Source organism: Streptomyces sp. NPDC052016, assembly GCF_044548445.1.
In the GTDB taxonomy this organism is placed as follows: domain Bacteria; phylum Actinomycetota; class Actinomycetes; order Streptomycetales; family Streptomycetaceae; genus Streptomyces.
Genome location: NZ_JBIUBX010000004.1, coordinates 78,627 through 101,293, shown reverse-complemented (window position 1 = coordinate 101,293; position 22,667 = coordinate 78,627). Strand labels below are relative to the sequence as shown.

Below are 22,667 nucleotides of genomic sequence, written 5' to 3'. Positions count from 1 at the left end.
CCGATGACCACCGAGGAGGAGAAGACGAGGGCACCGGCGGGATCCGCCCGGCGCGCCGTCGTCGGCCGGCTGTCCTGGGGACTGGCGGACCAGGCGGCCTCCAGCATGACCAACTTCGCGGTGGGGATCTACGTGGCGCGCTCGCTGGGGCTGACCGCGTTCGGCGTGTTCAGCCTGGCCTGGGTGACCTACGGCGTGGTGCTCAACGTCTCCCGCGGACTGGCCACCGACCCGCTCATGGTGCGCTTCAGCGGCGTGGCGGACGCGGCCTGGCGCGGGGCGGTGGTCCGGTCGTCCGGTACCGCGCTCGGCGTCGGTGCCGCCCTCGGCGCGGCGTCCGTGGTGGCCGGCCTCGCACTGGGCGGCCGCGTGGGGCCCGCGTTCGCCTGCCTCGGCGTCGTACTGCCGGGGCTGCTGCTGCAGGACGCATGGCGGTTCGCGTTCTTCGCCGCCGGCACCGGGCGGAAGGCGTTCGTCAACGACCTCGTGTGGGGCGTCGTGCTCGTCCCGGCCATGCTGGTGGCGGCCCGTGTGGGCAGCGTGGCCGCCTTCGTGCTCGCCTGGGGCGCGTCCGCCACGGTGGCCGCGGGATACGGCTACGTCCAGTCCGGCATCCTGCCCCGCACGGCCCAGGCGCGCGCGTGGCTCCGCGAGCAGCGCGACCTCGGCTACCGGTACCTCGTCGAGAACGTCAGCCTCAGCAGCGCGAGCCAGCTGCGTGCCTACGGGCTCGGCGCGATCGTCGGGGTCGGCGCGGTGGGCGCGGTCCGGGGCGCCGAGCTGCTGCTCGGCCCGTTCCTCGCCGTGCTGATGGGCCTCTCGCTGGTCACTGTCGCGGAGGCGGCACGGGTCCTGCGGCGGGCCCCGCACCGACTGGGCAGGTTCTGCCTCCTGCTGGGAGGCGGGCAGGCCGTCGCCGCGCTGCTCTGGGGCGGGGCGCTGCTTCTAGTGCCGGACCGGCTCGGCGAGCTCGTGCTCGGCGACGTCTGGCACTCCGCCGCACAGCTCATCGTGCCGGTCACCCTCGGCGTCGCGGGCGCCGGCCTCGGCACCGGCGCTGCGGCCGGGCTGCGCGCGCTCGCCGCGGCCCGGCGCAGCCTGCGCTGCCAGCTGTTCGCGTCCGCCTGCTATGTGGCGGGCGGGCTCGGCGGCGCGGCCCTGGCCGGCACGGTCGGCTCGGCCTGGGGCGTCGCCACCGCGACTCTCGCCGCCTCCGCCGTGTGGTGGCTCCAGCTGCGCTCCGCCCTGCGCGAGCACCACCAGGACCCCATTCCCGAAGTGAGGACGCCTTGACTTCCTCCCTCGCCTAAAGGCGGGGGATTCCAGCGGTCGCCCGCTGGGTTTCCTGCTTCACCGACGACTGCCCCGTCCGGGAGGACTCCCGTTGAGGTCTTACACCGTCTCCACAGGCAGACGCCGCCAGCCCGGCGGCCAGGATGTTACGCGCCGCGTTCACGTCGCGGTCGTGCACGGTGCCGCAGTCACACGTCCACTCGCGCACGTTCAGCGGCAGTTTCCCGTGGACCGTGCCGCAGTTCCCGCACAGCTTGCTGCTGGGGAACCAGCGGTCGATCACAACGAGTTCGCGCCCGTACCAGGCACACTTGTACTCCAGCATCATGCGGAGGTCTGCCCATGCCACGTCCGAGATCGCGCGCGCCAGGGTGTGGTTCTTCAGCAGGTTGCGGACGGTGAGGTCCTCGATCACGACCGTTTGGTTCTCACGGACGAGCCGAGTCGACAGTTGGTGGAGGAAGTCCCGGCGCCGGTCGGTGATCCGGGCGTGCACCTTGGCGACCTTCCGACGGGCCTTCTCCCGGTTCGCGGAGCCCTTGCTCTTGCGGGACAGCGCCCGCTGCGCCTTCGCCAGGCGGGCGCGGTCGCGACGCTCGTGCCCGGGGTTGGCGACCTTCTCCCCGGTGGACAGGGTCACCAGCGAGGTGATCCCGGCGTCCAGGCCGACCGCCGCATCCGTGGTGGGGGCCGGGGCGATGGTGTCCTCACACAGCAGGGACACGAACCAACGCCCGGTGCTGTCCCGCGAGACGGTCACCGTCGTCGGCTCCGCGCCCTCCGGCAGAGGGCGCGACCAGCGGATGTCCAGGGGATCCGCCATCTTCGCCAGCATCAGGCGCCCATCGCGCCACTTGAAGGCGGACCGGGTGTACTCGGCCGACGCACGGGACTTCTTCCGCGACTTGAAGCGCGGGTACTTGGCCCGCCTGGCGAAGAAGTTCGCGAACGCCGCCTGAAGGTGACGCAGCGCCTGCTGGAGCGGAACGGAGGACACCTCGGCCAGAAAGGCGAACTCCTCGGTCTTCTTCCACTCCGTCAGCGCGGCGGACGACTGCACGTAGGAGATCCGGCGCTGCTCCCCGTACCAGGCCCGCGTGCGGTCCTGAAGCGCCTTGTTGTACACCAAGCGGACACAGCCGAACGTGCGCGACAGCTCAGCCGCCTGCTCGTCCGTGGGATAAAAGCGGTACCTGAACGCCCGCTTGACCTGCCGTGCCACATCTCACACTCTATCAACTTCCGTCTGAGCTACGGGTGTCGGCCGACAGCCGACGGACGCCGAACCGCCCTGGCGGCGGCTCGGCGTTCCCTGCCCTGCTCCGCAGGAGTCCGTTTCCTCCCCGGCCTGAAGACCGGGGTATCCACGGAGGAATCTTGATGACCGCCCGACCCAGGCTGAGCATCGGCCTGCCCGTGTACAACGGCGAGGAGTACCTCGCCGAGGCGCTCGACGCCCTGCTCGGCCAGACCTACGAGGACTTCGAGCTGGTCGTCTCCGACAACGCCTCGACCGACGGGACCCAGGACATCTGCCGCAAGTACGCCGCGCGGGACTCGCGCATCCGGTACATCCGGCTGCCGCGGAACATCGGCGCCGCGCCGAACCACAACCACGTCTTCACCGAGTGCCGCGGCGAACTCTTCAAGTGGGCCTCGCACGACGACCTGTACGCCCGCGACCTGCTGCGGCGCTGCGTGGAGGCGCTGGACGAGCGGCCGGACGTGATCCTCGCGCACGCCGGCCAGGCGGTCATCGACGGCGACGGCCAGGTGAAGGTCCCGTACGAGTACGGGCTCGCCACCGACTCGCCGCACGCGCCGGAGCGCTTCCGCAGCCTGCTGTTCGAGCCCGGCGGCGACGACTTCTACGGGGTGATGCGGGCCGACGTGCTGCGCCGGGTGAAGCCCCACGACAGCTACCACCACGCGGACCGCACGTTCGTCGCCGAGATCACCCTGCACGGGCCCTTCCACCAGGTTCCGGAGCTGCTGTACTTCCGCCGCGACCACCCCACCCGAGCCGAGCGGGCGAACCCTTCCAAGCGCTCCCGGTGCGTCAACCTGGACCCGCGCCGGGCGGGACCGCTGCACCCGACGCCCCGGCTGCTCGCCGAGTACGTCTGGGGCTTCGTCTCGGCGATCCGGCGGGCGCCGTTGTCCCCGGCCGACCGGCGCGCGTGCTACCGCCACCTGGCCGCGTGGATGACCAGTCGGGTCCGGCCCGGCGCCGGCGAGCGGGTCGAGGACCGCGCCCCGGTCGACCCGTCCCTGCTCACCGTCTCCGTCGACGCCCTCGTCGCCGGACGTGAGGGGAGGCAGGCATGACGCCTGCCGACGGGACTCCGGTGCGCGTCGGGGTGTTCGGCCTGCTCGGCTCCGGCAACCTCGGCAACGACGGGTCGCTCGAGGCCGTGCTCGGCTACCTCCGCGCCGAGCACCCGGAGGCGGTCGTGGACGCGCTGTGCGGCGGACCCGAGGTCGTCGCGACCCGGTACCGGATCCCGGCGACGCGGCTGCACTGGTACCGCGGGGAGTACCGGACCGCGTCGCGTGCGGGCGCGATCGCGGCGAAGGGCCTGGGCAAAATCGTCGACGCCGTCCGCACCGCTGCCTGGGTGCGCCGGCACGACGTGGTGATCGTGCCGGGCATGGGCGTCCTGGAGGCCACGCTGCCGCTGCGACCGTGGGGCTTCCCGTACTCGCTGTTCCTGCTCTGCGCGAGCGGCCGGCTGTTCGGCACCCGGGTCGCACTGGTCGGCGTCGGCGCGGACGCGATCGGCAACCGGGCGACCCGGACCCTGGTGCGCTGGTCGGCGCGGCTGGCCGCGTACCGGTCGTACCGGGACGTCCTGTCCCGCGACGCCATGCGGGCGATGGGCGTGGACACCGCGCGCGACGAGGTCTACCCGGACCTGGCGTTCGCCCTGCCGGCGCCGGAGCCGAGCACGCCCTCGGACCAGGCCCAGAGCCCACCGGGTCCGGTCTGCGTCGGCGTCATGGCCTTCCACGGCGGCGACGACGACCGCGCCCGGGCCGAGGAGATCCACCGGCGCTACCTCGACGGGACGACCCGCTTCGTCCGCGCGCTGGTCGAGGACGGCAGGCCGGTCCGGCTGCTCACCGGCGACGAGTGCGATGCGCCGGTGGTCGCCGCGATCCTGGACGCGGTGGACTCGCCGCTGGTCACCGCCGCCGAGACGGCCTCGCTGGCCGACCTGATGAAGGAGACGGCGGCTGCCGACACCGTGGTGGCGACCCGGTACCACAACCTGATCTGCGCGCTGAAGGTCGGCACGCCGACGCTCGCGCTCAGCTATGCGGCGAAGAGCGACGCGCTCATGGAACGCATGGGGCTCGGCGCGTACCGCCACCCGGCTCGCGAGGTCGACGCGGACCGGCTGCTGCAGCAGTTCCGGGAGCTGGAGCGGCAATCGGCGGAGCTGCGACGGACCCTCACCGAGGCGAACATGGTCGCCGCCCGGCAACTCCGGGAGCAGTTCGACGCGTTGACCGCGTCCCTGTTCCCGGCGAACGACCACGCCCACGCCCGCACCCGGCAGGAGGCTCCATGAAAGCGACCGAAGTCCCGGAGATCGCCGGCGCGTTCCTCTTCGAGCCGACGCCGTACGCCGACGAGCGCGGCTTCTTCTGCCGCACCTTCGACGCCGACGTGGTCCGCTCGGTGGGCCTCGACCCGGACGCCTTCGTCCAGGACAGCGTGTCCCGCTCGGTCCGGGGCGTGCTGCGCGGCCTGCACCTGCGCTCCGGCGCCGGCGAGGCCAAGCTCGTGCGGTGCTCGTTCGGGCGGATCTTCGACGTCGTCGTGGACCTGCGGCCCGACTCACCGACGTACCGGAACAGGGCCTTCTTCGAGCTGTCCGGCGAGACGCAGGCGACCGTGTACATCCCGGCGGGATGCGCGCACGGCTTCCAGGCGCTGACCGAGACCGCCGACACCTCGTACCGGATCGACCGCCCGCACGATCCGGCCGAGGACGTGACGATCGCCTTCGACGACCCGGAGCTCGCCATCGACTGGCCACTGCCGGTCACATCGATGTCCCAGCGGGACCGGGAGGCGCCGAGCCTCGCCGAGGTCCTGAAGCAAAGAGAGAAGTGAGGCCGGCGTGGACACCGAACACCCCGAAGGGACCGAGGAGTTCCTCCTGCCCCGGTCACGGCAGGCGAACGAGCGACTGCACGCCCTGATCCCCGGGGGCGCGCACACCTACGCCAAGGGCGACGACCAGTACCCCGAGAACCTGGCTCCGGTCATCAGCCACGGCCGCGGTGCTCACGTGTGGGACATCGACGGCAACCGCTACATCGAGTACGGCTCCGGCCTGCGGTCGGTCAGCCTCGGCCACGCCCACCCACGCGTGATCGAGGCGGTGCGGCGGGAACTCGACCGCGGCAGCAACTTCGTCCGGCCGTCCGTCGTGGAGGTCGAGGCCGCGGAACGCTTCCTGGCCACGGTGCCGACCGCCGAGATGGTAAAGTTCGCGAAGAACGGCTCCGACGCCACCACCGCCGCGGTGCGCCTCGCCCGTGCCGCCACCGGGCGCCCGCGGGTGGCCCTCTGCGCCGACCATCCGTTCTTCTCCGTCGACGACTGGTTCATCGGCACCACGCCGATGTCCGCCGGCGTTCCGGCGGCGACCGACGAGCTCACCGTGGCGTTCCCCTACGGGGACCTGGCCGCAACGGAGGAGCTGCTGACCCGTTACCAGGACGAGGTCGCCTGCCTCATCCTCGAAGCCGCCACCCACACCGAGCCGCCGCCCGGGTACCTCGCCGGCCTGCGCGAGCTGGCCGACCGGTACGGCTGCGTACTGATCTTCGACGAGATGATCACCGGCTTCCGCTGGTCCGAGGCGGGCGCCCAGGGCCTGTACGGCGTCGTCCCCGACCTCTCCACGTTCGGCAAGGCGCTGGGCAACGGATTCGCCGTCTCCGCGCTGGCCGGGCGCCGCGACCTGATGGAGCGGGGCGGGCTGCGTCACTCCGGCGACCGGGTGTTCCTGCTGTCCACCACGCACGGTGCGGAGACGCACTCCCTGGCCGCCGCGATGGCCGTGCTCACCACCTACGTCGAGGAGGGCGTCACCGCGCGGCTGCACGCCCTGGGCGAGCGGTTGGCCGCCGGTGTCCGCGACGCCGCGGCCGCCATGGGCGTCGGCGACCACGTCGTCGTCCGCGGCCGGGCCAGCAACCTCGTCTTCGCCACCCTCGACGAGAACCGGCAGCCGTCGCAGCAGTACCGCACCCTGTTCCTGCGCCGGCTCCTCACGGGCGGGGTGCTGGCCCCGTCGTTCGTGGTGAGCAGCGCGCTCGACGACGCCGACATCGATCACACGGTCGACGTGGTGGCCCAGGCATGTGCGGTGTACCGGAAGGCACTGGACACCGGTGACCCCACCCCCTGGCTGGCCGGACGACCGGTGAAGCCCGTCTTCCGCCGTCTGGCGTGATGTGACGAGGCGTCAGCGAATCATGCCGTCCGGCTCCATGTGACGTGGCGTCGGCGACGCTACCGCCGACCGGCTTCGGCCGTCCGATCGGCCAGCCGGTCGGCCGTCCGGTCGACCAGCCAAGCGGTCGCCGGTACCACCGCCAGCGCGGTGCACCAGCCGCCGAGGACGTCGGTCGGGTAGTGCGCGCCAAGGGCGACCTGCGCCCAGCCCATGGCGGCGCCGGCAACCAGCGCCGCGGCGAGCACGAGTGACGCGCCGGCCGTCCTGCCGAGGCCGAGCCGGCCGGTCGCGAGCAGCGCCACCACGAGGGCGAGCGCGGTGAGGAAGGCGGTGTGCCCGCTCGGGTAGGACAGATGCCCGTCGTGGATGGTGCGTCCCGCCAGGGGCTTGAGCAGCTTCGTCGCTCCCACGGCCAGGGCGGCGCCGGTCACGGCGTGCACCGCCGCGCGCGGACGCCGAAGCAGCAGGCAGCCCGTCACGGTGGCCGCGACCAGCATCGCCGCTCCCCCGGGCTCCCCCAGGAAGTCCGTGGCCAGAGCGACGTGCCGCCACGGCGGCCCCACACCGTCCACCGCCGCCCCGATCCGCGCGTCCACCCTGCCGGGCTCGCTGTCGTCGGCATACAGGACCCCGAGCACGATGACCACCAGCGCGGCGAGGGCCGCCGTCAGCCCGAGCCACACGCGCAGCGACGGGGGCAGCACCGCGGACGCCGACCGGCCGGTCACACGCCCACCGCGTCCGGTCGACGTGCGGTGCCTCGTCGTGAGTCACCCATGCTCAAGGCCCTCTTCAAGACGGGGAAAAGCCCGCACACCGTCGCAGACCATCCGCAGATGCGACGCACCTCCCCTCCCGTCGGGGCCGACCCCAGTCGTCCGCCGCTACCGCGCTGCCGCGCCCCCGAGAACTGCCCTCTACCGCCGCCGACATGGCCGGGATCGTCCGATGTACGGGCCGCGCACGGCTGGACCGGGCAAGATCGCCCCTCAGCCTGCGCACCAGTCAGTTGCTCTCGGCAACCCTAACCAACCGTGCAGCGCGCACCTCGGTTTGGTGACCCACGTCACACCCGGCTCCTGTCAGCAATCGGGGCGCCGTCTCGTTCAAGGGGCCCGCGAACGAGACAGGAGCAACGCCATGAAGCACCGCATCGTCGTACTGGGCGCCGGATACGCCGGGGCCTTCGCCGCCGGAAACCTGGCCCGCCGGCTCTCCCCCGCCGACACCGAGATCACCGTCGTCAACGCCGTGCCCGACTTCGTCGAACGGATGCGGCTCCACCAGCTCGCGAGCGGCCAGGACCTCGCGTTCCGCAAGCTCGCCGACGTGTTCGCGGGCACCGGGGTTCGGCTGCTCCTGGCGCGCGTCACCGGCCTCGACCCCGAGCGCAGGACCGTCGCCGTGACCGGCGAGGACGGCGACGGCGAGCTCGCGTACGACACCCTGCTCTACGCGCTCGGCAGCTCCGTCGCCCACCATGGCGTCCCCGGCGTCGCCGAGTACGCCTTCGATGTGACCGGCCTGTCCTCGGCGCTGCGTCTGCGCGAGCGCCTGGCCGGCCTGGGCGAGGGCGGCACCGTGCTGGTCGTCGGTGAAGGGCTGACCGGCATCGAGACCGCCACCGAGTTCGCCGAGTCCCGGCCCGACCTCTCGGTCGCGCTCGCCGCACGCGGCGAGCTGGGCGCCTGGCTCTCCCCGAAGGCCCGCCGTCACCTGCACCGAGCCTTCGACCGGCTCGGTATCACCGTCCACGAGCACACCGGCATCGAAGCCGTCGAGCCGACCCGGGCGATCGCCGCGGACGGTACGTCCATCCCGGCCGACGTGACCGTGTGGTCGGCCGGGTTCGCCGTGCACCCCATCGCGGCCGCCGGCGGCCTGGAGGTCGCCGAGACCGGCCAGATCGTCGTCGACCGCACCATGCGCTCGGTCTCGCACCCGGACGTCTACGCCGTCGGCGACTGCGCGTACGCGATCGGCGAGAACGGCCGGCCGCTGCCGATGTCCTGCGCCTCGGCCGGCTACACCAACATGCAGGCGACCGCCGCGATCATCGCGCGCCTGACGGGGAGCAAGGTCCCGACCACCGGGCTGAAGTACCACGGCAACCACATCAGCCTCGGGCGGCGGGACGCGATCGTCCAGATGGTGGACGGGGACGTCCGGTCGAAGTCCTGGTACCTGGGCGGCCGAACCGCCGCGCGGCTCAAGTCGGGCGTGCTCAGGGGAGCCGGGTGGAGCATCGCCCACCCGACCTTCGGCATGCCGAAGCGCAGGCGCCGCCTGGCCGACGGGCCTGACCGGACCGGTGTGAAGGTCGCCGCATAGGCTCCTGCGCATGGACAGCGCTGCCATCGATCGGTTCGAGGCCAGCCGGGGCCGGCTGGCCTCGCTCGCGTACCGTCTGCTCGGCTCGGCCGCCGACGCCGAGGACGCCGTGCAGGACACGTTCCTGCGCTGGCAGGCCGCGGACCGTGAACGCATCGAGGTGCCGGAAGCCTGGCTGACCAAGGTCGTCACCAATCTCTGCCTGGACCGGCTCCGCTCGGCGCAGGCGCGCCACGAGCGAGCGGCCGGTGCCTGGCTGCCCGAGCCACTCCTCGAGGGCGACCCGATGCTCGGCCCGGCCGACACCTTCGAGCAGCGCGAATCGGTGTCCTTGGCCGTACTGACGCTCATGGAGCGCCTCTCGCCGGTCGAGCGTGCCGCATACGTCCTGCGCGAGGCCTTCTCGTACGGCCACGCCGAGATCGCCGGGATCCTCGACATCACCGAGTCCGCGAGCCAGCAGCATGTCCACCGGGCCCGGATCCGGGTCGCCGCCGAGCGCCGCCGCGGCGGCGAGGTGGACCCCGCGTCCGCGCGCCGGATCGTCGAGGAGTTCCTCGCCGCGGCCACGTCGGGGCGCACCGAACGGCTGGTGGCGCTGCTCACCGACGACGCGACCGCGGTCTCGGACGGCGCCGGACTGGCCAGGCGGCTGCTGCGGTACACAACGCGCGAGCGCATCGCCTCCTACGTGCGGGCCGGCTTCAAGCCCACTCCGGCGAAGCGGCGGCTGGCCGGCGGCTCCCCTGCGATCCACATCGCGCTGGTCAACGGCTCCCCCGCCGTCCTCGCCGTGGTCGACGACCGGGTCGTGGGCGCCGTGGCGTTCGAGGTCGGCGACGGCAAGGTCGCGTCCCTTCACGGCATCGCCGCCGCCGGCCGGCTCGAGCGGCTCAATGAGGCCTGGCGGCTGCACGAACCCGACGCGCCGGTCATCCACGCATGGTGACCGGAGCCAGCGCAGTCGGTTGGCGCGTCAGCCTGGGGAGGAGGTGGGGCTCAAGGGCGTTTCTCCCGGCCGGCTGCCCGGATGGGCCCGGGGGCGAGGCGCCGGAATCAGGGAACGCCTTCCATGCGGACCCTGGTGGCGGTGGCGAGGCGCTCGATGTCGTCGCGGGTGGCGTCCAGGCGACCAAGGATGACCAGGCCCGGGGAGTGCTCGCCGTCGCGGTAGAAGAGGGCGAGGTTGCCCCAGGGCGCGTAGTAGGCGAGGTCGCCGGCCTTCGGCGTGGCGGCCTCCGGGGCTCCGGAGGTGTCGAGCTTGCGCGGCGGATAGCCGATCCGCTCCGTCCGGTGGAAGTCCTCCAGCTCCAGCGTGAGCGGAAGCAGCGTGGCGAAGTCGCGCGCCGCGGCGCCGTCGTTCAAGGTGGCGTCGACGTACCGGCCGCCGGTCGTCAGGCGGATCCTCGTCACGGTGCTCCTCTCGGACGGTGCGCTGGGCACCGTGTCGGCCACGGTCGCCCGGGAGGCGGGCGTCCGCGACGGCGGCGATGCCGGGGACGAGGTGTCGCCGCAGGCTGCCAGGGCCAGTGGCAGCGCGGCGGCCGGAAGAACACGGCGGGCCTCGCGACGCCTGGGATGTGTCCAGGTGCGGGTCGGCAGGGACGTGACGTGCCGCCGGCCCGCCGCCCCGGCGGGAGGAAGACGCCGGGGCCGCGCTCGCTCCGGCCCGGCGACATCTCCGGTGTACGGGGTCACGGCGTGAGGAGGGCCTTGATGGCCCGGCGTTCGTCCATGGCCCGGTACCCCTCGGCGACCTGGTCCAGGGGCAGGGTGAGGTCGAAGACCTTGCCCGGGTCGATCCGCCCCTCCAGGACGCGGTCGATCAGGTCGGGAAGGTAACGGCGGACCGGGGCGGGGCCGCCGCGCAGGCCGACGTGGGAGAAGAACAGTTCCTGCCCGTCGACGGCCACGTCATGGGGGACGCCGACGAAGCCGACGTTGCCGCCGGGCCGGGCGGAGCGCAGGGCCTGCCGCATGGCCTCGGCGGTGCCGACGCACTCCAGGACGGAGTCGGCGCCTATGCCGTCCGTGAGGTCCTTGATCCGGGCGACGCCGTCGTCGCCGCGCTCGGTGACGATGTCGGTGGCGCCGTACTCGAGGGCGAGCCTCTGGCGGGACTCGTGGCGGCTCATCACGATGATCCGCTCCGCGCCCAGCTCCTTCGCCGCGATCACTCCGCACAGGCCCACGGCCCCGTCGCCGACGACGACGGCGGTGGAGCCCGGCGTGACCTCGGCGGCGTCGGCGGCCCACCAGCCCGTGCCCATGACGTCGGAGTTGGCCAGCAGACCGGGCCAGAACCGTTCCTCGGGCACACCGTCGGTGGCGACGAGGGTGCCCTGGGCGTTGGGGATCCGCACGTGGTCGGCCTGGCAGGTGCTCATGAACTCGCGGTGCAGACAGTTCGACTGGAAGCCGTTGCGGCAGTTCGCGCAGGTGTTGTCCGAGGTGGCGAAGGAGCCGACCACGAACTGGCCGGGCCTGACCGAGGTGACCTCACTGCCGACCTCCTCCACGAAGCCGACGTACTCGTGCCCCATCGGATGCGGGTCGCCTATCGGCTCCGCGCCGCGGTAGGACCACAGGTCCGAGCCGCACACACAGGTGACGGCCGTACGGATGATCGCATCGGTCGGGTGGACGATCTTCGGGTCGTCCAGGGTCTCGAAACGGACGTCGCCGGGGGCGTGGATCACTGCTCCGCGCATGAGAGGGATTCCTTCGCGTGCTTGAACGCGCCGACCATGGCTGGGAGGCGCCGTGTGCAGGTGCGGTTTTGACGCGAGCAGCGGAGCGCCGCCCGCGGAACGGGTTCGGGCTTCCCCCGTCAAGCCGGTGGGCTGGAGGGGAAGTGCCTCGTCATCCAGGTAACCCCCACTTCGCGTGCGCAGCGAGTCACTGTCGAGGGGTGTACCGGCAGTACATCCCTCCGGCCGCGCGCGGCACGTACGGTCGAGGTGTGGACAACCAGCGAGAGGTCCGCGAGTTCCTCACCTCGCGGCGAGCCAGGATCACCCCCGAGCAGGCCGGTCTGCCCGCCGGCACCCGGCGCCGCGTCCCCGGGCTGCGGCGCAGCGAGGTCGCCGCGCTGGCAGATGTCAGCGTGGAGTACTACGCCAAGCTGGAGCGCGGCCATGTCGCGGGGGTCTCACCGGCCGTCCTCGAGGCCGTCGCCCGGGCCCTGCGGCTCGACGAGGCGGAGCGAGCCCACCTGCTCGACCTGGCTCGGGCCGCCGACGGCTCCGACGCCCTCACCCGGCCCCGCCGCCGCGCCACCCGGCAGTGGAAGGCGCACCGCAGCCTGCAGTGGACCCTGGACGCCGTCACCGCCGGCCCGGCCTTCGTCCGCAACGGCCGTATGGACCTGCTCGCCGCCAACCAGCTCGCCCGCGCCTTCTACCACGAGGTCTACGCCGACCCGCACAACCAGGCGAACCTCGCCCGCTTCAACTTCCTCGACCCCGCCTCCCGCCGCTTCTACCCCGACTGGGACCAAGCCGCCGACATCGCCGTGGCCATCCTGCGCACCGAAGCCGGCCGCGACCCCCACGACAAAGACCTCCACGACCTCGTCGGCGAGCTCTCCACCCGCAGCGACGCCTTCCGCACCCGCTGGGGCGCCCACAACGTCCGCCACCACGGAACCGGGACCAAGCGCTACCACCACCACGCCGTCGGCGACCTCACCCTCGCCTACGAAGGGCTGGAGATGGCGGCCGAACCCGGCCTCACCCTCACCATCTACACCGCCGAACCGGGCTCCCCCTCCGAAGAGGGCCTGCGCCTGCTCGCCTCCTGGGCAGCCACTCAGGACGCCCAAACAGCCGCCCGCGAGGCAAGCGGCTGACCACCGTCACAGGTCGTACGCCTACCCGCGTCAGCAGCGTCAGCGAAGGCAGCCGCTGGACGGCGTGGGGGTGGGGCGGGTTTCAGTCTGCCCACTCGTGCGCGTGGCCTCCGCGCCATTCCACCCACTGCGGGTCGTCCAGGATGTCGACGGGGTCGTCTATCCCGGCGGCTTCCAGGAACACGACCAGGTCGTGGTCGCTGTAGGCGGTCCCGAGGATCTCGTCCCGCCCGTGGATGTGCGCGCTGACGCGCCGACCGCCCGAACGAGACGGCCGGTGCACAGCGATCGGCGCACCGCCCACCCCTTCAGCATGCTCCCCCCGGACCGGACCGGCGAGCCGGACAGAGCCGTCTGCCGACCACCGCATCAGCCCTGGCCCTGGCCCGGGCCGCAGGGGGGTGGGGTCGCTCCCTACCGATCGACGGCTCGCATCCCTGCCTCGTCGTACCGCTCACCCGCCGGCTCGGGCAGCTCCGCGTCGATGCGGGCCAGGTCCTCCTCGGTCAGCGCGATGTCGACCGCGGCGGCGTTCTGCTCCAGGTAGGTGCGGCGTTTGGTGCCCGGGATGGGCACCAGGTCATCGCCCCGGGCCAGCACCCAGGCGATGGCCAGCTGGGCCGGGGTCACCTCCTTCTCGGCGGCGATCTCCTTGACCTTCGCCGCCAGCCGCAGGTTCGCCTCCAGGTTGGCGTCCTGGAAGCGCGGGTTCTCACGGCGCCAGTCGTTCGCGTCGAGCTCGTCCGGCGAGGCGAACCGCCCGGCGAGGAAGCCGCGGCCGAGCGGCGAGTAGGGCACGAAGCCGATTCCCAGCTCCCGGCAGGCGGGCAGCACCTCGGCCTCCACGTCCCGCGACCACAGCGAGTACTCGCTCTGCACCGCGGTGATCGGGTGCACGGCGTGGGCGCGCCGGATGGTCTGCGCGCTCGCCTCGCTCAGCCCGATGCACCGCACCTTGCCCTCGGCGACGAGCTCGCCCAGCGCGCCGACCGTCTCCTCGATGGGCACGTTCGGGTCGACCCGGTGCTGGTAGTACAGGTCGATGTGGTCGGTCCCCAGACGCTCCAGGGAGCCGTGGACCGAGCTGCGGACGTGCTCGGCCGAGCCGTCCTGCGGGCCGACCGTGCTGATGTCGCCGGGTACGGCGTTGTCCATCCGGTAGTTGAACTTCGTCGCGATCACATACATGTCGCGGTGTCCCCTGATCGCCTCGCCGACCAGCGACTCGTTGGTGAGCGGCCCGTACATCTGCGCGGTGTCGAGGAAGTTCATCCCGAGGTCGAGGGCGCGCCGGATGGTCGCGATCGCCTCCTCCTGATCGGCGGATCCGTAGAACGCGGACATGCCCATGCACCCCAGGCCGATGGCCGATACCCGGAGGTCCCGCAGACTGCGCTTCTGCATGCCGCTCCCTGCCTTTCCCTGCTTTCCCTGCACAGACTTTCGTCGTTCGGACGGCACGAAGCCGCCCATCCATCTAGCGACGGATTCCGGCGCTCGGCATCCCGTGAGGATCGATCTCCCTGCCACCTTCTTGACAGCTCACTCCCCCGCAGCAAGGCTACCGACCAGTCGGTATGAAGAGGTGGGTCGTGACCGAGCTGAGCATCTCCACCGGTACGGGCGTCTTCGACGCGATGGCGGCGGGCCCGGCCGGGGGCCGCCCGGTGCTGCTGCTGCACGGCTTCCCGCAGACCGGGCTGGTGTGGCGACGGCAGATCGCGGCGTTGGCCGCGCACGGCTACCGGGCGGTGGCACCCGACCAGCGGGGGTACTCCCCCGGGGTCCGCCCGCAGCGGCTCGAGGACTACCGCATCAGCCGTCTCGTCGACGACGTGGTCGCGATCAGCGAGGAACTGGGCTGGACGACGTTCGACCTGGTCGGCCATGACTGGGGAGGCGCGGTGGCCTGGTGGACGGCCCACGCCCACCCCGGCCGCGTGCGTACTCTGGCAGTCGTCTCGACCCCGCACCCCGGCGCTCTCGCCACCGCGCTGCGCACCGACCCGGATCAGCGCGCCCGCTCGCGGTACATGATCGACTGGCGCGAGGCACCCGCCACCGAGGAGCGCATGCTAGCCCAGGACGCCCAGGAGCTCCGCGGCTTCTACGCCGGAAAGGTCCCGCACGACAGTGCCGAGGCCTACGTGCGTCATCTGTCCCGGCCGGGTGCCCTCACCGCGGCGCTGAACTGGTACCGAGCCGGCCGCCCCGACGGCGCGATCGGCGCCGTGGACGTGCCCACGCTGTACGTCTGGAGCACGGGGGACAGCGCGTTCGGCCCGGTCGCCGCGCAGGAGACCGGCAGGTGGGTCGACGGGCCGTACCGGTTCGAGACCCTGCAGGCCGTCAGCCACTGGATCCCCGAGGAGGCGCCCGAAACGCTGAGCCGCCTCCTGCTGGAACACCTGCGAGCGCGCGGAGAGTGCTGAGCCCGCAGCGCACACCCCGTTCGTCGACTCTCCGAAGAGGTGACCCCGTGAAGACAGCACGTGCGGCCTGGCGCCGCCTCGAGCCCGTGCACGCCATGATCTACTTCGTCCCCGAAGCGAGGCGACGGTACGCGGCCCTCGGACTGAACGCACGGGCGGGGTACTTCACCTCCCGGAGCGCCGCGTTCGGCCGAGCATCCGCCGAGCTGGTCATCTCGACCTTCTACAACTTCAGCCCCCATCTCGTACGCCAGGCGATCGACGGAGCCTGGGACACCACGACGCCGCAGGACGTCCTGGACGCGCGGTACGCCGCCGCGGGCGAGGCTCTGCGGCGGGCGGGAATCCACGACGTGCCCGCCCTGAACGAGGTCCTGACGCTGACCCACCGGGCCGCCGAATCGGCCTGCGAACACGCCCAGGGCCGCCCGCTCTTCGCCGCGCATGCCGCACTGCCGTGGCCGGAGGAGCCGGTACTGCGGCTGTGGCACGCCCAGACACTGCTCCGGGAGTTCCGCGGAGACGGCCATGTCGCGTGCCTGCTGAGCGAGGGCGTCGGGGGGGTGGAGGCCCTGATCCTGCACGCCGCCACCGGCGAGGCTCCCGTCGACTTCCTCAGGGCGAGCCGAGCCTGGCCCGAGGAGGAGTGGACCGGCGCCCAGGAGCGCCTGCGCGAGCGCGGTCTCCTCGACGGCGACTCCCTCAGCGCGGAAGGCGCCCTTCTGCGCCGGCACATCGAGGACCGCACCGACCGCCTGGCGCTTCCGGCCTACGCCGCCCTGGGTGACGCCGACTGCGAGCGTCTCGCCGAACTCGCGAGACCCTTCGGCCGCGCGGTCGTCGACGCCGGTCTCCTCAACCTCGGCTGACCGGTCCTCGGCGTCGCGTTCAGTCGCCTCACAGCCCGGCCGGGGGCGTCACTGGCCCTCCACCGAGGCGCCACGGACCTGGTCGAGCCGGTCGTCGGCGCAGGGCGGTGACGGCCGACCTGTGACGGCCGGCCGGTCCTGGCCGGTCGCGGCCGCAGCCAGGTTGCATGTCGGCGCAGGGCGGCGGGGCGCCACCCCCTGCTCCTGGGGGTGGCGCCCCGCCTCTGTGTCCGCGCCGCCGGTCAGTGGGCCGGCGTCAGCGCGACCTCGGCGCTCCCCGAGAGGGACGGCAGGCCGTCCGGGGGAGTGTCGCGGTAGGTGGCGTTGAAGACCGCCTTCAGGTTGTCCGCACCGGAGTGGCCGCCGTCCACGAACGTCACGAACGATCCGGAGCAGCCGTTGCTCGAGGAGAGCGGATGACCGTGCGAGTCGTGGCCGAGGATGAACGTGACGGTGACCTTCGAGCAGTCCACCGGCTGGTCGTCGGTGACGGTGACGTTCCAGGTGACCGTGTCACCCCAGTGGAACGCCGTGCCGCCGTGCGGAGCCGGGTCGGTCGTGAGTGAGACGACCGGCGCCTTGTTGCCGACGACGACGGAAACCGACGCGGAGGCCGAGCGCCCGGTGCTGTCGGTGACCTTCAGCGTGGCGTCGTAGACGGCGTTCTCGGTGAAGGTGTGCTTCGGGTTGGCCTCCCTGGAGTCCACGGTGCCGTCGGCGTCGAAGTCCCAGGCGTAGCGGAGGGCGTCGCCGTCGGCGTCCTTCGTGCCGGCGCTGGAGAACTGGACCGTCAGCGGACTGGTCCCGTTGACCACGTCCGCGGCGACCTTGGGCTCCGGGGTGCGGTTGCCCCGCGTGAAGTCGATGCGGGAGAGCTGGGCCTCGGGCAGCTCCGCGAAGTACCCGGTGCCGTACTCGAGGACGTACAGCGCGCCGTCCGGGCCGAACTCGGCGTCGATCGGGCCGTCCGTCGTGATCGAGGGGATCGCGTCCTCGATCTTCTTGACCTCGTTCCCCTTGCCGAGGGTGATGGCCTTCATCTGGTCGCGGGTCCACTCGTAGAAGAGCGGCTTGCCGTCGAAGTACGCGGGCCAGCGGTTCTGGGCCTTGTTCCGCTTGTCGTAGCGGTACGCCGGGCCGCCCATGGGGCCGATGCCGCCCGTACCGAGCTCCGGGAACTCCGCGGAGGCGCCGTAGCCGTAGACGATCTCCGCGTCCGTGACCGGCGGCAGCGTGCCGAGGCCGGTGTTGTGCCGCGAGTCGTTGACCGGCTTGGCGCAGTCGAAGGCGCCGTTCGACTTCTTCGTGGCGAAGTCGTAGTCCTGGTACGGCATGTCCTGGGTCACGCAGAAGGGCCAGCCGTAGTTGGCGGGGCGGTCGATGACCATCCAGCGGCCGTGGCCGCCGGGGCCGCGGTCCGGGTTCGCCCGGTTGGCGTCGGGCGAGTAGTCGCCGACGTAGACCTCGCCGGTCCTGTCGTCCACAGCGAAGCGGAAGGGGTTGCGCAGACCCATGGCGTAGATCTCGGGACGGGTCTTCGGGGTGCCCGGCGCGAAGAGGTTGCCGTCCGGTATCACGTAGCCGCCGTCACGCTTGACCTTGATGCGCAGGACCTTGCCGCGCAGGTCGTCGGTGTTGCCCGAGGTGCGCCGCGCGTCGTAGACCGGGTTGCGGTCGGGGCGGTCGTCGAGCGGGGCGTAGCCGTCCGAGGCGAACGGGTTGGAGTCGTCACCGGTCGACAGGAACAGGTTGCCCTTGTGGTCGAAGTCGATCTTGCCGCCGACGTGGCAGCAGATGCCGCGGTCGGCCGGGACGTCGAGGATCTTCTGCTCGGAGCCGAAGTCGAGCTTGTTGCCCTCAAGCTTGAACCGGGACAGCCGCGTGACGCCCTTGTACCGGGCGAAGTCCGCGGCCGTGCCGAACTCGGGGGCGTCCCCTTCGTTGACGCCCGCGGTGGCCGGGTCGTCCATGGGGGTGTCGAGGCGGGGCGAGTAGTAGAGGTACACCCAGTGGTTCTTGGCGAAGCCGGGGTCGACGGCGATGCCCTGCACGCCCTCTTCGTCGTGCTGGTAGAGCCCGGCGGGGCTCTTCTTCATGTCCGCGGCGAGGAAGTTCACGCCGCTCTTGGGGTCGTGGATCCGGACCTCTCCCGTGCGGGCCGTGTGCAGCACCCGCCGGTCGGGCAGGACGGCGAGGGCCATGGGCTCGCCCGGACGGTCGTTGAGGGTGACCTTCTGGAAGTCCGCCGCGGCCGGCGGTGCGGGATCCGATGCGGTGGCTTGGGCTGCGGACGGAGGCAGGAGCCCGACGGCCCCGGCCAGCGCCGCCGCCCCCACGAGGGTGACGATCCGTCTGTTGCGCACTCAGAACTCCTCTGATCTGGTCGGCGGCTGCGAACGCCCGGGGATTTGACCCCCGGCTGGGCCGCGGCAGAGCGAAAACGAGTCAAAAACCGTGCGAAGCGCGTCAGTTGGACGCTAGAGCGCCCACTTTCAACTCGTCAAGGACAAAGTTTCAACTTTCTCAGGGAAAGTTTGTCCCGGTGTTTCAGGTGTTTTCGGGCATGGCCGCCTGACCCGCCCGCGCCTGAGGCGCCGGGCGGGTCAGGCGGCTGACGCTATGTCAGTGGCGGGCGCGCAGGGCCGCGAGGTTGTCGTAGCCGATCCGGGCGAACTTCAGGGACTGGGCGGGGTCGGTGGAGCTGGGCGCGTTGTCCTGCTCGACCATCGGGTTGTGGTAGTTCTTCGCACCCACTCGGGTGAAGAACCTGCGGTAGTCGATGTCCCCCGTGCCGAACGGCACCATGTCGTAGCCCAGACCGCTCTGGGGGTTGACCACGCCGTCCTTCGCGTGGAAGAGCGGGAAGCGGTTGGTGTTGCGGGCCACGAGACCGGCGGGGTCGAAGACCTTCTCGCGCTGCGAGCCGTCGTGCGCGGTGTACGTGTGGAACTTGTACTGGGCCACGTGCGCCCAGAAGACGTCCAGTTCCAGGTAGACGCTCTTGCGGTCCGTCACCTCCAGGAAGTACTCGAGCTTCCGGATGCCGGAGCTGCGCGTCGGCCGGCCCTGCGCGTCGAGCGGGCCCCCGTCGAGCAGGAAGTCGTAGGCGCTGTCGTGGTTGTGGGTGTACAGCTTGACGCCCTCGCGGCGGGCGATGGCGCCCATGGTGTTCCACTTCTCCGCGGCGACGTCCCAGTCGGCCCGGTAGGGGCTGCCGGTGGGGTCGCCACCGGTGCCCATGTGCTCCATGCCGAGGATGTTGGCGATCTCCAGGTTCAGCTTGAAGGTGTCCAGGTCGGAAGGGGTCAGCGGCCAGGACGCCGGGATGAAGCCGTGGCTGCCCTGCGCCCGCAGGCCGTACTCGTCGAGCCAGGAGCGCAGCAGCTTCGCGCCCTGGACGGTCCCCAGGTTCGCGCCGCCGGGCGCGTTGGCGTGCTGGCCGTAGCCGGCGAACTCCACCTGGCGGTAGCCGAAGCGCGACAGCTGCCGGAAGACCTCGCGGAAGCCTGAGGGCAGGTCGGTGGTGAGAGGGTCGCGGCCGACCGCGTCCCGGACGGTGTAGAGGATGATGCCGCGCTTGTGCGGCGGGACCAGGGCGGAGCGGCCCCGGTCCTCGACGGCGGGTTCGGCCCCGTCCCGCGCCAGCGCGGGCGAGGCGCCGAAGACCGGGGCGGCGATCGCCACGGCCGCGGCGGCCGTGCAGGTGCTGAGGAAACGGCGGCGGTTGACGCCGAGCGCGCGGCGCAGTTCGTCGCCGGTGACGGCTTCGTCGTTGAACGAGGTCACAGTGATTCTCGCTTTCGTCGTCGCGGTGCTGCGGGCCTGACGGCAGCCGCCTCAGGAGAGGCCGGCGAGCCGCAGCAGCAGGGACTTCACATCGGTGGCCGCGACGCGGCCGGATACTGCGCGGGGGGTGGAGCACAGGACGAGCGGACCGTCGTCGTCGCTCGTGGGGAGGCGGCCGTGGCTGCCGCGGATGGGTGAGGGGTCGAGGGGCACGACCGCCATGCGGTAGCGCATGCCGAGCTTCTTGCGGGCCACCGCCTTGGCCGCCTTGAGCCGCACGAAGGGGTCTTCGGGGTCCATGAACAGCTCGACGGGGTCGTAGCCGGGCTTGCGGTGGATCTCGACGAGCTGGGCGAAGTCGGGGGCGCGGGCGTCGTCGAGCCAGTAGTAGTACGTGAACCAGGCGTCCGGTGCGGCGATCGCGACGAGTTCCCCGGAGCGCGGGTGGTCGAGCCCGTTCGCCTTCTTGCCGTCGTCGTCGAGGATCTCGTCGATGCCCGGCAGGTCCTTCAGCACCTCGCGGGTGGCGTCGAGGTCCTCGGACCGGCGGACGTAGACGTGGGCGATCTGGTGGTCGGCGACGGCGAAGGCGCGGGACGCCATCGGGTCCAGGTACTCCATGCCGTCCTGGGTGTGGACCTCCAGCAGGCCGGCCCGCCGCAGGGCGCGGTTGATGTCGACGGGTCGGCTGACGGGGGTGATGCCGTACTCGGACAGGGCGAGGACCGTGCGGCCCTCGGCGCGGGCGTCGTCGAGCAGCGGGCCGATGACGGCGTCGAGTTCGGCGGCGGCGCGGTGGGAGCGGGGGTCGTCGGGGCCGTAGCGCTGCAGGTCGTAGTCGAGGTGGGGCAGGTAGCACAGGGTCAGGTCGGGGTGCCGGGTGCGCATGACGTGGCGGGTGGCGTCGGCGATCCACTTGCTGGAGACGATGTCCGCGCCCGGTCCCCAGAAGTGGAAGAGGGGGAAGGTGCCGAGCGCGTCGGTGAGTTCGTCGTGCAGGGCCGGCGGGCGGGTGTAGCAGTCGGGTTCCTTGCGGCCGTCGGCGTAGTAGACGGGACGGGGGGTGACGGTGATGTCGGTGTCGGCGCCCATGGCGTACCACCAGCAGATGTTGGCGACCGTGTAGCCGGGGTGGGCGCGGCGGGCGGCGTCCCAGAGCTTGTCGCCGGCGACGAGGCCGTTGTGCTGGCGCCACAGCAGGACGTCGCCGAGTTCGCGGAAGTACCAGCCGTTGCCGACGATGCCGTGCTCCGCGGGCATGGTGCCGGTGAGGAAGGTGGACTGCGCGGTGCAGGTGACGGCCGGAAGCACGGTGGACAGGTTCGCCTGCGAGCCGGAGGCCGCCAGCGCCTTGAGACGGGGCATGTGGTCGAGGAGCCGGGGGGTGAGGCCGACGACGTCCAGGACGAGGAGCGGGGTGGGGTGCTGGTCGCTCATGGCAGCCTTCGCGTCCTTCACGGCAGTTCCTTCAGGCCGAGGTCGGTGAGCAGGTCGCGGGCGAGGCCGAGTTCGGCGGCGATGCCGTCGACGAGCTGGGTCCTGGTGCGGGGGCGCAGCTCGGGCGGGAGGGCCTGCCAGGTGTAGGTCTCGACCTCGAGATGGCGGGTGCGGGGCGTGGCGCCTCCCACCAGCAGGGTCAGGGCGTCCTTGAGCACGTGCAGGGTGGAGGTGAGCGGTGCGGCGGGTGGGGCGTGCAGGGGGACGTGGAAGTGGGCGCGCCAGGGTGCGCCGTCGGGCAGGGCGTCGCCGGCCAGCGCCTCGCCGAGGTCGTCGGTGCCGCGCAGTCCGGTGGCCGTGAGGGTGCGGGTCTGGTGCAGGAAGCGCGGTTCGGCGAAGGCCGCGAGGGCGTCGCGGACCTCGGGCCGACGGGGTTCCTCGGCGTGCAGGGCGGCCGACAGCTGCGCCTTGGGGACGCCGACGCCGGCGGCGTGGAGTGCGGCCAGCGCCGTGCCCGGGTCCTCGAAGGAGGTGGCGAGATGGCAGGTGTCGACGCACACTCCGACCCGGTCGCCGGGCAGGGCGGTGAGCGGTCCGATCGCGTCCGCGGTCGTCTCCACGGTGCAGCCGGGCTCCGGTTCGAGGGCGATCCGGATCGACTTGCCGGTCAGCTCCTCCAGCACGTCGAGCCGTTCCCCCAGAGTGGTCAGCGCCGCACCGGCCGTGGCGGCGGCGTGCTCGCCGAAGTCGGTCCGCCAGGCGAGTGGAAGGGTGGAGATGGTCCCCTCGGTGACGTCGTCGGGCAGCAGCGCGGTCAGGAGCCGGGCCAGGTCGGTCGTGTGCGCGAGGCGTTCGGTGTCGGCCCAGTCGGGCTTGTAGACGCGGTACTTGACCTCTTCCGCGCCGAACCCCTCGTAGGGGAATCCGTTCAGGGTGACGACTTCGAGGCCGCGCCGGTCCAGTTCGGCCCGAAGTCCGCGCAGCGCCGCCGGGTCGGTGATCAGCGCGCGTGCCGCGTCCTTGGCGAGCCACAGGCCGATGCCGAGCCGGTCGCGTCCCAGGGATCTGCGGACCGGCTCGCAGTGGTCGCGCAGCTGGGCGAGGACGCCCTCGAGGGTCTCCGCGGGGTGGACGTTGGTGCAGTAGGCGAGGTGGACGGTGGAGCCGTCGGGGTGCCGGAAGCGCATCGGGT

At 72.1% G+C, this 22,667-nt stretch carries 20 protein-coding genes; 10 read left to right on the top strand and 10 right to left on the bottom strand.

Annotation, left to right across the window (positions count from 1 at the left end):
* The first annotated feature begins 3 nt into the window (after window positions 1-3).
* Window positions 4-1,293, top strand: a complete 1,290-nt coding sequence (locus ACIHAR_RS07040; RefSeq protein WP_400017563.1) for a hypothetical protein — start codon at window positions 4-6, stop codon at window positions 1,291-1,293.
* A 13-nt stretch (window positions 1,294-1,306) separates the two neighbouring features.
* On the opposite strand, the gene ACIHAR_RS07035 is transcribed toward ACIHAR_RS07040, so the two are convergent.
* A complete protein-coding gene (locus ACIHAR_RS07035) occupies window positions 1,307-2,515 on the bottom strand; it encodes an RNA-guided endonuclease InsQ/TnpB family protein (RefSeq protein ID WP_400017561.1) in 1,209 nt (402 codons plus the stop codon).
* A gap of 158 nt (window positions 2,516-2,673) precedes the next feature.
* Here ACIHAR_RS07035 and ACIHAR_RS07030 point away from each other — a divergent pair, with 158 nt between their 5' ends.
* From ACIHAR_RS07030 to ACIHAR_RS07015, 4 genes are read left to right on the top strand one after another with little or no spacing between them, the layout of a single operon-like run.
* Window positions 2,674-3,621 carry a glycosyltransferase family 2 protein gene (locus ACIHAR_RS07030; RefSeq protein ID WP_400017559.1) on the top strand — a complete coding sequence of 316 codons (948 nt, stop codon included), beginning with the start codon at window positions 2,674-2,676 and terminating at the stop codon, window positions 3,619-3,621.
* Window positions 3,618-4,868 carry a polysaccharide pyruvyl transferase family protein gene (locus ACIHAR_RS07025; RefSeq protein ID WP_400017557.1) on the top strand — a complete coding sequence of 417 codons (1,251 nt, stop codon included), beginning with the start codon at window positions 3,618-3,620 and terminating at the stop codon, window positions 4,866-4,868. The genes ACIHAR_RS07030 and ACIHAR_RS07025 overlap by 4 nt, the downstream gene beginning before the upstream one ends.
* On the top strand, window positions 4,865-5,416 hold the full coding sequence (gene rfbC, locus ACIHAR_RS07020; RefSeq protein WP_400017555.1) for a dTDP-4-dehydrorhamnose 3,5-epimerase: 552 nt from the start codon (window positions 4,865-4,867) through the stop codon (window positions 5,414-5,416). Before ACIHAR_RS07025 ends, rfbC begins: the two co-directional genes overlap by 4 nt.
* Window positions 5,417-5,423: 7 nt before the next feature.
* Entirely contained in the window at window positions 5,424-6,767 is a 1,344-nt protein-coding gene (locus ACIHAR_RS07015; protein WP_400017553.1) for a glutamate-1-semialdehyde 2,1-aminomutase, read from the top strand.
* 59 nt (window positions 6,768-6,826) lie between these two features.
* Here ACIHAR_RS07015 and ACIHAR_RS07010 read toward each other — a convergent pair whose 3' ends face one another.
* Entirely contained in the window at window positions 6,827-7,498 is a 672-nt protein-coding gene (locus ACIHAR_RS07010; RefSeq protein WP_400017551.1) for a phosphatase PAP2 family protein, read from the bottom strand.
* A gap of 412 nt (window positions 7,499-7,910) precedes the next feature.
* Between ACIHAR_RS07010 and ACIHAR_RS07005 the strand changes: the two genes are divergently transcribed.
* On the top strand, window positions 7,911-9,101 hold the full coding sequence (locus tag ACIHAR_RS07005) for an NAD(P)/FAD-dependent oxidoreductase (RefSeq protein WP_400017549.1): 1,191 nt from the start codon (window positions 7,911-7,913) through the stop codon (window positions 9,099-9,101).
* Between the two features lie 10 nt (window positions 9,102-9,111).
* On the top strand, window positions 9,112-10,050 hold the full coding sequence (locus ACIHAR_RS07000) for a sigma-70 family RNA polymerase sigma factor (RefSeq protein ID WP_400017547.1): 939 nt from the start codon (window positions 9,112-9,114) through the stop codon (window positions 10,048-10,050).
* Window positions 10,051-10,157: 107 nt separating this feature from the next.
* On the opposite strand, the gene ACIHAR_RS06995 is transcribed toward ACIHAR_RS07000, so the two are convergent.
* Together ACIHAR_RS06995 and ACIHAR_RS06990 are read right to left on the bottom strand one after the other, a co-directional pair.
* Window positions 10,158-10,514 carry a cyclophilin-like fold protein gene (locus ACIHAR_RS06995; protein ID WP_400017545.1) on the bottom strand — a complete coding sequence of 119 codons (357 nt, stop codon included), beginning with the start codon at window positions 10,512-10,514 and terminating at the stop codon, window positions 10,158-10,160.
* 281 nt (window positions 10,515-10,795) lie between these two features.
* Window positions 10,796-11,812, bottom strand: a complete 1,017-nt coding sequence (locus ACIHAR_RS06990; RefSeq protein WP_400017544.1) for a zinc-dependent alcohol dehydrogenase family protein — start codon at window positions 11,810-11,812, stop codon at window positions 10,796-10,798.
* Between the two features lie 251 nt (window positions 11,813-12,063).
* On the opposite strand from ACIHAR_RS06990, the gene ACIHAR_RS06985 reads away from it, so the two are divergent.
* Window positions 12,064-12,951, top strand: coding sequence for a helix-turn-helix domain-containing protein (locus ACIHAR_RS06985; RefSeq protein ID WP_400017542.1), 888 nt, complete (start codon window positions 12,064-12,066; stop codon window positions 12,949-12,951).
* An 82-nt stretch (window positions 12,952-13,033) separates the two neighbouring features.
* Here the strand turns inward: ACIHAR_RS06985 and ACIHAR_RS06980 are convergent, their stop codons facing one another.
* Both ACIHAR_RS06980 and ACIHAR_RS06975 read right to left on the bottom strand, forming a co-directional pair.
* On the bottom strand, window positions 13,034-13,255 hold the full coding sequence (locus ACIHAR_RS06980) for a hypothetical protein (RefSeq protein ID WP_365453410.1): 222 nt from the start codon (window positions 13,253-13,255) through the stop codon (window positions 13,034-13,036).
* A gap of 110 nt (window positions 13,256-13,365) precedes the next feature.
* Window positions 13,366-14,355, bottom strand: coding sequence for an aldo/keto reductase (locus tag ACIHAR_RS06975; protein ID WP_400017539.1), 990 nt, complete (start codon window positions 14,353-14,355; stop codon window positions 13,366-13,368).
* A 197-nt stretch (window positions 14,356-14,552) separates the two neighbouring features.
* Here ACIHAR_RS06975 and ACIHAR_RS06970 point away from each other — a divergent pair, with 197 nt between their 5' ends.
* Both ACIHAR_RS06970 and ACIHAR_RS06965 read left to right on the top strand, forming a co-directional pair.
* The gene (locus ACIHAR_RS06970; protein ID WP_400017877.1) at window positions 14,553-15,383 is read left to right on the top strand and encodes an alpha/beta fold hydrolase; all 831 of its coding nucleotides are present in this window, start codon (window positions 14,553-14,555) and stop codon (window positions 15,381-15,383) included.
* Window positions 15,384-15,430: 47 nt separating this feature from the next.
* Entirely contained in the window at window positions 15,431-16,252 is an 822-nt protein-coding gene (locus ACIHAR_RS06965; RefSeq protein WP_400017536.1) for a hypothetical protein, read from the top strand.
* 242 nt (window positions 16,253-16,494) lie between these two features.
* Here the strand turns inward: ACIHAR_RS06965 and ACIHAR_RS06960 are convergent, their stop codons facing one another.
* From ACIHAR_RS06960 to eboE, 4 genes are all read right to left on the bottom strand, one after another.
* Entirely contained in the window at window positions 16,495-18,615 is a 2,121-nt protein-coding gene (locus ACIHAR_RS06960) for a PQQ-dependent sugar dehydrogenase (protein ID WP_400017534.1), read from the bottom strand.
* A 259-nt stretch (window positions 18,616-18,874) separates the two neighbouring features.
* Window positions 18,875-20,038, bottom strand: coding sequence for a sugar phosphate isomerase/epimerase family protein (locus tag ACIHAR_RS06955; RefSeq protein ID WP_400017532.1), 1,164 nt, complete (start codon window positions 20,036-20,038; stop codon window positions 18,875-18,877).
* A gap of 51 nt (window positions 20,039-20,089) precedes the next feature.
* A complete protein-coding gene (locus tag ACIHAR_RS06950; protein ID WP_400017875.1) occupies window positions 20,090-21,475 on the bottom strand; it encodes a nucleotide pyrophosphatase/phosphodiesterase family protein in 1,386 nt (461 codons plus the stop codon).
* A gap of 17 nt (window positions 21,476-21,492) precedes the next feature.
* Window positions 21,493-22,662: a metabolite traffic protein EboE gene (gene eboE / locus ACIHAR_RS06945; protein WP_400017530.1), complete on the bottom strand. Its 1,170-nt coding sequence runs from the start codon at window positions 22,660-22,662 to the stop codon at window positions 21,493-21,495.
* Between the last annotated feature and the right edge of the window lie 5 nt (window positions 22,663-22,667).

Coding starts and splice junctions, on each gene's coding strand:
- ACIHAR_RS07000 (WP_400017547.1), top strand. CDS start 9,112: ATGGACAGCGCTGCCATCGATCGGTTCGAGGCCAGCCGGGGCCGGCTG.
- ACIHAR_RS07040 (WP_400017563.1), top strand. CDS start 4: ATGACCACCGAGGAGGAGAAGACGAGGGCACCGGCGGGATCCGCCCGG.
- ACIHAR_RS06950 (WP_400017875.1), bottom strand. CDS start 21,475: ATGAGCGACCAGCACCCCACCCCGCTCCTCGTCCTGGACGTCGTCGGC.
- rfbC (WP_400017555.1), top strand. CDS start 4,865: ATGAAAGCGACCGAAGTCCCGGAGATCGCCGGCGCGTTCCTCTTCGAG.
- eboE (WP_400017530.1), bottom strand. CDS start 22,662: ATGCGCTTCCGGCACCCCGACGGCTCCACCGTCCACCTCGCCTACTGC.
- ACIHAR_RS06975 (WP_400017539.1), bottom strand. CDS start 14,355: ATGCAGAAGCGCAGTCTGCGGGACCTCCGGGTATCGGCCATCGGCCTG.
- ACIHAR_RS07030 (WP_400017559.1), top strand. CDS start 2,674: ATGACCGCCCGACCCAGGCTGAGCATCGGCCTGCCCGTGTACAACGGC.
- ACIHAR_RS06990 (WP_400017544.1), bottom strand. CDS start 11,812: ATGCGCGGAGCAGTGATCCACGCCCCCGGCGACGTCCGTTTCGAGACC.
- ACIHAR_RS07005 (WP_400017549.1), top strand. CDS start 7,911: ATGAAGCACCGCATCGTCGTACTGGGCGCCGGATACGCCGGGGCCTTC.
- ACIHAR_RS07025 (WP_400017557.1), top strand. CDS start 3,618: ATGACGCCTGCCGACGGGACTCCGGTGCGCGTCGGGGTGTTCGGCCTG.